At 48.1% G+C, this 10,157-nt stretch carries 7 protein-coding genes; all 7 read right to left on the minus strand.

Annotated elements, in window-relative coordinates; genetic code table 11:
- Positions 1–219: 219 nt before the first annotated feature.
- Complete coding sequence (locus VN105_RS21305; protein WP_325643983.1) at positions 220–1,650, minus strand: murein hydrolase activator EnvC family protein; 1,431 nt, start codon at positions 1,648–1,650, stop codon at positions 220–222.
- 90 nt (positions 1,651–1,740) lie between these two features.
- Positions 1,741–2,577: a DUF4292 domain-containing protein gene (locus VN105_RS21310; RefSeq protein ID WP_325643985.1), complete on the minus strand. Its 837-nt coding sequence runs from the start codon at positions 2,575–2,577 to the stop codon at positions 1,741–1,743.
- 24 nt (positions 2,578–2,601) lie between these two features.
- Positions 2,602–4,338: a tetratricopeptide repeat protein gene (locus VN105_RS21315; protein WP_325643987.1), complete on the minus strand. Its 1,737-nt coding sequence runs from the start codon at positions 4,336–4,338 to the stop codon at positions 2,602–2,604.
- A 3-nt stretch (positions 4,339–4,341) separates the two neighbouring features.
- Positions 4,342–4,785, minus strand: coding sequence for a dUTP diphosphatase (gene dut / locus VN105_RS21320; protein WP_111579902.1), 444 nt, complete (start codon positions 4,783–4,785; stop codon positions 4,342–4,344).
- A gap of 37 nt (positions 4,786–4,822) precedes the next feature.
- Positions 4,823–5,311, minus strand: coding sequence for a 2-C-methyl-D-erythritol 2,4-cyclodiphosphate synthase (ispF, locus tag VN105_RS21325; RefSeq protein WP_325643991.1), 489 nt, complete (start codon positions 5,309–5,311; stop codon positions 4,823–4,825).
- Positions 5,312–5,434: 123 nt separating this feature from the next.
- A complete protein-coding gene (gene porV, locus VN105_RS21330) occupies positions 5,435–6,607 on the minus strand; it encodes a type IX secretion system outer membrane channel protein PorV (protein ID WP_325643993.1) in 1,173 nt (390 codons plus the stop codon).
- Positions 6,608–6,711: 104 nt separating this feature from the next.
- A complete protein-coding gene (porU, locus tag VN105_RS21335; RefSeq protein ID WP_325643994.1) occupies positions 6,712–10,014 on the minus strand; it encodes a type IX secretion system sortase PorU in 3,303 nt (1,100 codons plus the stop codon).
- Positions 10,015–10,157: the final 143 nt, after the last annotated feature.

The raw sequence follows: 10,157 nt of genomic DNA on the forward strand, positions 1-10,157 counted from the left end.
TCTGCTATTTCTTTTAATAGCTCCTGCTTACGGTTTTCCAGTGCCGCGCGCGATTGCTTACTACCCCGCTGAGCATACAACAGCACAGGCAGTAGCCATAGAGCCATCAAAAGAGGGATCAACTTTCTCAAAAAAAGTACATTTGGTTAGTAAGCGCAAAGCTGAAAGCATCCTTAAAATGCTTCCAGCTTTATCTCGTATAGTTTCAGTTATTTTAAATTATCTCCTGCGGATCCACTGCTCAGGATTCTGTTTGGTAATGCCTTTCCATATCTGCAGTTCCACCTCGCCTGTATTTTCAATATCGTTGGTGCTGGCGGTACCAATTACCTGGCCCGTTTTCACATTATCCCCTTTCTTCACCCTGGTAGTTTGCAAACGCACATATGTGGTAAAGTATTGTCCGTGACGGATAATAATTACATATCCCGAGCCTGGCATTACCACTACGGATTTCACTTCCCCGTCAAAAATAGATTTCACGGCGCCGCCTTTATTAGTGGCAATCACGATACCATCGGAAGGCACCTGGATATGTTCCATTACGGCATGCTGGTGAATACCAAAATGCTCGATAATATTACCTGCATCCACAGGCCATGGCAGTTTACCGCGATTGGCTTCAAAACTTTCAGACAATGCCAGTGCCTCGGGGGAAGCTTCCAGTACGTTTTCTGCGCGGGCCACGGGTTTCTCCGGTTCCGGTGCAGGTTCTGGTGCTTTTGCCGGAGGAGCAGGTGTTGGCGCCGGCGTATTGGCCGGGTTATTATTATTTGCGGCAGCAGCGGCTTTTGCTCTTTCCGCAGCAGCCAGTGCGGCAGCTTTACGGGCTTCTTCTTCACGTTTGCGTTTTTCTTCCGCAGCTTTACGACGGGCAGCTTCTTCTTCCGCAGCCTTACGGCGGGCCTCTTCTATTTCCCTGCGGATTACCGCCCTGATGGCCAGCTGTACCTTCTGGGCATCTTTCTTACGCTGGTTAATATCTGCTACCAGCTCTTTCTCACGACCCTTCAGTTTATTCAGTACTTCATCTTTCTCCTTCTTATCTGTTTCCAGTGTACTACGCTGCTCCTGCTCTGTTTTCAGCGCATCAGAACGCCTTACCCGCTGCGATTCCAGGTTCTGGATCTTCTGGTTCAGCTGTTCCTGGGTAGATACAATGTTATCTGCCTGACGGCGACGGTACTCGCGGTATTGCTTCAGATACTGAAAACGTTTTACTGCATCGTTAAAACTTTCTGCAGAAAATACGAAGTTCAGCATATCATAGGAAGAACGGTTTTTATAAGCATAGATCACCAGCTGTGCATACTGGGCCTTCAGGGTGTCCAGGTCTTTCTGCAGTGTTTTCACATCCCGCGCAGCGGTATTGATATCTCCATTTATAAAATTGATCTCTTCATTAATGTTGTTGATCAAACGGCTGCGCAGTGTGATCTTGTCCCGCAGGGCGCGGAGCTGGCCAAGACTTTCTTTGGTAGACTTCTTGGTTTCCTTCAGCTGTTCATTTGCTTCATCTATCTCTCTTTGCAGGTCCTTTTTTCTTCGCTCCAGTTCTTCCCGCGATGGTTGCTGCTGCCCATTATTCTGGGCAACCAACATGGCTGGCAGTAACCATAGCACCAACATAAACGGGATAATCTTCTTCAAATACAACATGACTAAGTTTAGTAACTGCAAATTAAATAAATATACAACGTTTATTAGTTTAATGAAGGCGGCATTTACTCAATTAACATTTTACATACGCTTATAGCTGGCGGGCATGCTGAATGGAAAAGAGAGCGGCACATCAAAATCGTACCGGGTAAAGTCGAGCGCCACTTTGGTAACATTCTTTTCTTCAATATAAATACGGCGGGTAGTAGGGAATTTGCGGCCGGCCACCTTTGTATAATCTCCATATGTAAGCTCACACGAGCGCCTGGCTGCGCCTGTACTGTCTTTATCCATCACTTTGCTTTGCTGTAATCCGTAGTCATCCGCAAAAACATTAAAGAGACTGATAAACTTTGCATGATCACAACTGAAAGAAATGATAGCAGGTGTTTTTACTACCTGGTATACAGAGTCTGTAAGATACACCGGGTTACCGATCAGCATATCCTGCAGTGTATTGAAATCAAATGGTATATTCAGCAGCTCTTCCGCATCCGACATTTTGCGGAGAAATAACTGCTTGTCCAAACGGTTATACATTTTAAGGCTATCCTGCGTGATCACTGCCCTGATCACTTCATCTACAATCGGCGCAGAAACGGATACCCATATGATGCTGTCTTTTTTAATGCGGAAAGTGGCATTCAGATTATTATGGCTTTTCTTGTCTGTTTCGAAAGCCAGCTTCATTTTAGCGGAAAAAGTATTGAACTCAATATGATTAGCATGGATGCCCTTCAGCATTTCGCTGGTGAAACGGGATAGTTCCGCGTTCGCGGCACTGTCGCCCCCGAGGGTTACCTTATTTGTATCGGCTGCCGGGAAAGCGCTACGCGCCAGCTTCTTTGGATGGCGGCAAGCCATCATTCCCAAACCGATTGTTATAACTAAAAGTGTGACTTCTATTTTTTTCTTCATTGAGCGATGACTTATAGCAAATGCTTATTGAATGTATCTTTTTTCAGCGATCTTACGGGCCAGGTCTACAGAGGATGCTCCCTTGTCTTTAGCCATCTGCCAGTATTCCACCGCTTTTGTAACTTCTTTCAGATTAAACAGGATATCACCATAGTGCTCCAGTACATTCGGATTTTTTTGTGCTTCCGGGTATTGTAATGCCTTTTCAATCCACACTTTTGCTTCCGCAAATTTTTCCTGGCGGAAAAGGATCCAGGCATAAGTGTCCATGTAGGTGGGACTTTCCGGTTCCAGTTCCAGCGACTGTTTTGACATTTCTGCCGCCCTTTCCAGGTTCTCGCCTCTTAAAGAAAGATAATAGCTGTAATTATTCATGATCAGCGCATCTTTCGGACGAAGCAGCAAAGCGCGTTCATAACTGCTGTCCGATTGCCGGTGCTGCCCGGTAGCATGATAAGAGTCTCCCAGGAGAGAATAAATATCTCCCAGGAATTTCTTCTCCCCGTTACCTATTTCCAGTGCAGTATTCAGCGAGCTGATAGCGCCCGGATACTGTTGCAGCAGGAAACTGGCTACTCCTTTAAAGTAATAGCCCATAAATTCTTTCGGGAATTTGGCGGTTACACTATTGCTGAGCGCCAGTAAAGCGGTAGGATCATCTTTACGCGAATAGATCCACATCAGCTGATACCATACGGAGAAGCGGCTGTCGTCAAGACTCAGGGCCTTTTTGTAGCTCACTTCCGCACTGTCCAGCATATCTGCCTGTGAAAACATATCCCCCCGGAGCGCATATGCTTTGGCATCCGCCGGATGCGCCCTGATGATGAGGGAAGTGAGTTGCAATCCTTCATCCAGCTTGGCCGTATCCGTATTCATCATTTGCAGGTACGGGTATACGTACGCTACCTTTTCATCAATACTGTAACCCGGGTTCGCAAATGCCTTGGTAAGGTTGCTCCAGTAGGTGACCGTATCATTATTTTTCTTTGCGTAAGATGCCAGTGCGATGAGCGCTCTTGGATTATCAGGATCTTTGGACAGGATGGTACGATATACTGTGGCAGCTTCCGGTATACGGTCGTTTGCGTCGTATATTTCCGCCAGCAGGTAATAGTACCGGATCTCGTCCGGTTCCTGGCTGATCAGCTTTTTAATTTCCGCTGCCGCTTCATCCACCATACTCATTTTCAGCAGCAGTTTCTGCTTCTGGTAAATAAGCTCCTCCACAACACCTACCTTCTTTTCCAGCTGGTCAAATACCGCAAGAGCAGAGGCGGGTTTATTGGCTTTTGCCAGTAAAATTCCTTTGTTATAAAGATAATCTTCGTTATCGGGGTATCTTTTGGTAAGGCCTTCAAACACATACGCAGCGCTGTCAAATTTCTCATTCACGGCATAGGCGTCTGCAAGGGTTACCTGGAACCAATGATTCTGCGGATCCAGCGCTGCGGCTCTGCGGGCAAAAATGAGTGCATTACCGGCGTTCTGTACTTCTATAAAAAGCCGGGCTAATTCGTAGTTAACAGTGGCATTGTTTTTATTCAGCCGCAGGTAATCGGCATACTGGGTGATGGCCGTGCGGTAGTCGCCCAGCATTTTGGAGCGCTGGGCGGCAAAGAAGAGGCTATCCGCCCGCTGTGACAGCACGGTGGAATTATTAATGGTGGCGTTTTTGCGTGATGCTGATTGTTTGGCACCACTACAGGCTCCCATTAATAAAATACCAGTTAGCCCTATAACGGTGAAGTATATCCGCATTTATCAGGATTTACCGGTATGTCCAAATCCCCCTACACCTCTAACGGTTTCTGTCAGCACGGTTACCGGTTCTATGACCGCCTGAACAAAAGGAGCAATAATCATCTGAGCGATACGGTCGCCAGGTTGTATGGTTTGCGGCTCGTTGGATAAGTTGATCATAATAATCTTAATCTCCCCGCGGTAATCTGCATCTATCGTACCAGGCGTATTCAGGAGCGTAAGCCCCTGCTTAATGGCTAACCCGCTACGGGGGCGGATTTGCGCTTCATATCCGGCGGGCAATTCCATGAACAACCCGGTAGGGATCAGCATCCTTTCCAGCGACTGCAGGGTAACTGCTGTTTCCAGATGTGCGCGAAGGTCCATTCCTGCCGCATCTGCCGTTGCATAGGCCGGTAATTCATTACCCGACTTATTGATTATTTTCACAATGATATCCGCCATTGAACAAAGATATTTTAAAATAATTATGAATGGTGAATTACTGGGTGATATGCTCCAGCAATACCACCGCGTGCGCTGTAACTCCTTCTTCACGGCCTACAAAGCCCAGCTTTTCAGTGGTAGTGGCCTTCACAGATACATCTTCTGTACTGATATGCAGAATTTTTGCAATCACCGCCTGCATTTCAGGCACATACGGTTTCACTTTGGGTGCCTGTAAACACAGGGTACTGTCTACATTTACCACCTGGTATCCTTTCTCCCCTATCAGCTGTGCGCACCTGGCCAATAATATTTTACTGTCGATATTCTTGTACGTGTTATCAGTATCCGGGAAATGTACACCGATATCTCCAAGGGAAAGCGCTCCCAGCATAGCATCACAAATGGCATGTAACAATACATCGGCATCACTGTGCCCCAGCGCACCTTTATGATGCGGCACCAACACGCCTCCCAGCCAAAATTCACGGCCTTCTGTCAACTGATGGAAATCTACTCCCAGTCCTATACGTATCCTACTCATGTTTGTAATAATTAAATCATTTTGCCAATCCGCAAGGTAAGCCAATAAATATAAAAATCCCCCCGTTTTGCGGAGGGATTCAATTGTTTCAACCATTTATATAATTAAACGATTAAATATGTGTTACCATCCTGTACGGCTTTCTTCATCTCTCGGGCCCAGGTCGAATGTAAGCGTGAACCGCAGGGTATTGGAAAGCGGGTTACGCTGGATTCCCGAGCCTGAAGGCACCAGGTAAGAGAAGTTAAGGCCGAAGATGTCGTATTTAACGCCAATACCTGCTGTAAAATATTTGCGATTACCCTTGTTTTTGTTTTCATTGAAATAACCGGCGCGTACAGCAAACTGCTGGTTGTACCAGTATTCCATACCAACAGAATACATCAGTTCCTGAAATTCCTCTTTAAGAGGAGCGTCTCCAAAAGAGCTGAATATTCCTTCCATGGTACCTTTCTCCTTATATAAACCGGCAGAATCCGGTGTAGGCACCAGTAATTTATTGATGTCCAGCGCAAACGTGAGCTGATTGGATTCATCCAATGCTATGGTGTAAGCCGTACCAATGCCCAGGTTGGTAGGCAGGAAGTCTTTATTGGCGGCAGAACTGGTATAGGAAATTTTGGTACCGATATTCGTGATAGCCATCCCTATGTTCAGCCTGTTTACCAGGCCATCATCTTTCTCAAAGTCCTTGGTATAAAATCCAGACAGATCAGCTGCAAAGGCTTTACCCGGTTTAATGCTCACGCTGCCATTGCTTTGCCCGCCAGCCAGGTTCGAATAAATATAACGGGCTGTTAAGCCTATGCCAAAATGATCTGACAATTTGCGCGCATAACCGGCGTCCAGTGCAAATTCACGCGGACGGAAATCCCCTGTGGGCGTACCGGTAATGTCTGTAAAGTTGATGGTTCCGAGAGAGAAATATCTTAATGAACCGGAAATAGCCTGTTGTTCATCCAGCTTGGTGTAACCGGATACCGTAGCCAGGAAAACATCGTTCACCAGTTCTTTTAGCCAGGGAGTATAAGTTACAGACAAACCACCGTTCTTTTCTGCAAATGGAAGTTTGGACAGGTTATTATAAATAGAAGATGCATCCGGCGATATGGCCACTCCCACGTCGCCCATGGCTCCACTGCGTGCATCCGGTGTAATTCTCAGAAAAGGTACCGCGGTATTGATGGTGTTGGTACGACCATCTGTTTGCCCCGGGTTAGGAATTTGCGCTGAGGTTTGTAAACTTATGAAAGTGCCGTAAATGAACACAAGGCCCATTGTTACCTTTCGGATCATGCAGATTTTGTATTTGATAAGGATGTAAAAATAATCTTATTTATTAATATAACATAGAAAGGGGTTTATTTGGGATAATGGTAAAAATTATTTCCCGGCATAGACTACAATAAAATCAGCTTACCGCCCTTTACTTTCGTACCTGTGGAAGTTCTGATAGTTAGCCTGTACACGTACAATCCTGTGGATAGTTTTGCTCCCGAATCACTACGACCATCCCAGGGCATGCCCTCAAAACGACCAGCGGTGGAAATTATTGTGCTACGCATGGTTTTTACCAGTCTTCCGGCTAATGTAAACACCTGTAATGTAAGCTCCAGCTCCTCTCCCTGGCGGTTATGCAAAAAAGAAAAACGTGTTACATCATGAAAAGGATTCGGAAAGTTCCTTACATCATCTACCGCCAGTACGCCCTGTTCCGCCACTTTGAAATAAATGGTGGCAGTAGCCCCGTTATTCCACGAATCCCACGCCCTGACCGTAATTTTGTGTTCTCCAGTTGACAATCCCTTTAACGGGAAAAGTACACTACCTTTCTTATAGCTGTTCAAAGATGCCCCAAAATAATCATTTAACACAAAATATTCTGTACTATCCAGAATTGCCACCAGCCTGTGAAGGTCATTATTCCCTGAAATGTTGATGCCGCTGCTGTCTGCCAGATCTACTATCAGTAAGGGATCAGGGCCTGTAATATCCCCGCTCCTGAAATTGCGGTTATCGAGCCAGGCATTTATTGCCGGCCCGGCCACATCGGCCACTGGCGGGGGCGCCTGCCCTCCCGTGGAGAAATTATCAAAATAACCATTACCGTCCAGCTGGTCGTTACTGGTATAATAACTGATCTTTCCTTTGCTGTTCCCCTCCCTGATATCGGCGGGAGCCATAAATGTAAAAGAAAAACTGCCGTCATTCACCGTTTGCGTTCCCTGGAACAACACGTTCTGCTGCACCCTGTAGGCAGCCACCTGGCTGCCGGCATCATTACCACGGGTTTTCAACAGGACCGGCTGATCGTAAACTGTTGTATAGAGAAGACCATTATAAGCTGGTACCGGCTTCCCCTGCGCATCTGTGATGTGCCCTTTCACGGTGTAGGCGCCGAGCCCCTTCACGGTATCTGGTAATCCTGTAACAGCCCTCCCGTTGATGGAATCTGTAACCACCCGGTAAGCGGGGAATGCCAGGGTGAGCGCCGGATCTCCCAGCAACTGGAACTTACGGTTATTCACCGCATCGCCGGAACTGCTGTAAGTAAGATTCTTCGCCAGCATAGCAGCAGTGCCCAGTGCCGGCATACGCCCATCGGCAAGCGGGGTGAGCGCCACTTTAAAATAGCTGGCGTTCATTAGCTGGTTGGAGGCCGCAAAAACCGCGCGGGTGGTAGTCATCAGTGCAATAGCACCACCCGTATGCTGCAATAATATTTTATGTCCCAGCGATGTAATGCCCGGATCATCATAGGGTGCAAAATCGCAGGTAGCTGTAATAAACAACGGGAGCCTGTTTTCATTGTGCCAGTCGTTAATACTGGTACCGTCCATTATATTTTCGGCCGCCAGGCGCGAATTACTGCCGTGGCCGGTATAGTTCAGGATCAGTGTACCTTTATTTATCCTCCCGGCAATGGCTTTGTTCACTTCCGGGTAAAGCGCGCCTGCGCTGCCTGTTTCCTGTGGATAGGCATCTGCGTAGATCTTATCTGTATTCATTACCTGCGCACTGCTCCAAAGGATATCCCCCATTTTCTCCGCGTCTTCAAAATGCAGGTTATCATCTTCATCATCAGCCAGTAATGTTACCTGGTTACGCCAGGCGCCCAATGCGGCGGGCTGCCGGTAGCGCAGGATCTTATCCACTGCCAGCCTGGCTTCTGCCTCGTTGCGCGCGGGAATGCGGCCAATGCCGATATCCAGCAGATCCGGCTGACCGGTCCCGGTGATGTCCCCTCCATCTTTCAGGATGCCAAAATAATCGTCGGAAACATACGACCGGATGGCATCAAGGGAGGCCTCGCTTTGCCAGGAAGGAATATCATTGGTGTTATTTTTTACCCGCTGCCGGTAATCGTAGGAGGCGGCGCCAAACAGCAGCAGGAAGCGTGGCGCCGGGCCCCGGTCGTAAAACATTTTTACATAATCCCTGATGGCGGTAGGATCCGGTGTTCCGGATGCAAACTCCTGGTACACCTGGTCAATAGTAGTTACCTGCACCGTCAGCTGGTCTTCGGCCCTGTGTATGGCTGCCAGGCGTTCCGCCTGTGCCAGGAGCCTGCGTGTAGTAATAATGAGCATATCCGCCGGGCCGTTACCGTGGAGATCCTGGTTCGGTACGGTTCCGGCGAAAGCAGGTTTCCCGGCAGCCCCGGTATTAAAAGCGATGTATTCATGTAGCTGGTCGTTTTTCCCGGTAAACAGCAATGAATCTCCCTGCAGAACAGTTTTCATTGCCATGGGTTGCAACGGATCGGTAACATCCCAGATATACGTTTGCGCGTTGGCGTTATGCACCGCAAAACGGCCAGGCTGCCCGGTACCGGCGTACCGGGTGCTGCGGAAATCCAGCATCCCCGAAGCAGGCAATACCGGGGTGCAGCGCGCCTTCACTTCCAGGTAATCCAGCCATCCGCGGTCATTGATATTGCCCGGTAAAAACTCTACGCCTATTTCCAGCGCTGCTTCACCGGTATTTGCTCCACCAGTGGCAGCCGCCGCGGTAGCCACGCCCTCAAAAATATTATCTGTAACCGGCAGCAGGTACATATTGGTTACTGCCGCCGCTTTATTTACAGTGGCGTTAAAATTGCTTCCCGCGCTGCTCCTGGCTGCAGCCCGTATACTTACCCAAACCTTTCCTTCCGGAACTGCAGGTAACTTAAATCCATAATTGTGCGTAAGTCCCACTACTTTACTGAACTCCTGTCCCCACCATTGTTTGCCGCTATTCAGGAAATTAATGCTGTCCCGCTCGTAAAAATCGTGAAAGTCGAAGGTATATTCCTGCACTGCAGCTGCGGGCTCATCGCCGATGGAGCTTATTCTCACGCCCGTTCCTCCGGTGGTGATATAGTACCAGGCGGTGTCGGCATACAGGTTCCGCTGGTGGGTAAAGGTTCTGGTGCTGCTGTTATATAGCCAGCGATGTGGCCCGGGAGCATAAAAAAGGGCATAGTCGCTGCCATCCAGTATGCCGTCGCCTCCATCTTCCACCTGCAGGGCTACTTCCGGCAGGTCGTCGTAACGCGGCGCGGCATTGGGCTCTCCCAGCATTTGCCCTCCGCTGCCATACAGCCGCAGCCCGGCGGAACGCAAAGCGGTAATACCCAGGCTTTGCAGGAAGGCGGCGTCTATTTTATAAACACCTGGGGCGCTGATACCTATTTTATACCAGCTGCCTGTTGCCAGCACTGAATTTTTTTTATAGGACCGAAGACTGCTTTGGGCATATATTTCCCCCATCTCTAAAAAAGAAAGCAGGAATAGGACTATAAAAATATAATTGAGTTTCATTACCTTAATCGCAGTTTTTCGGCCGGTTGATGTAGAAAGAC

This window comes from Chitinophaga sp. (genome assembly GCF_035564935.1).
GTDB lineage: Bacteria > Bacteroidota > Bacteroidia > Chitinophagales > Chitinophagaceae > Chitinophaga.

Coding starts and splice junctions, on each gene's coding strand:
- VN105_RS21310 (WP_325643985.1), bottom strand. CDS start 2,577: ATGAAGAAAAAAATAGAAGTCACACTTTTAGTTATAACAATCGGTTTG.
- porV (WP_325643993.1), bottom strand. CDS start 6,607: ATGATCCGAAAGGTAACAATGGGCCTTGTGTTCATTTACGGCACTTTC.
- ispF (WP_325643991.1), bottom strand. CDS start 5,311: ATGAGTAGGATACGTATAGGACTGGGAGTAGATTTCCATCAGTTGACA.
- dut (WP_111579902.1), bottom strand. CDS start 4,785: ATGGCGGATATCATTGTGAAAATAATCAATAAGTCGGGTAATGAATTA.
- VN105_RS21315 (WP_325643987.1), bottom strand. CDS start 4,338: ATGCGGATATACTTCACCGTTATAGGGCTAACTGGTATTTTATTAATG.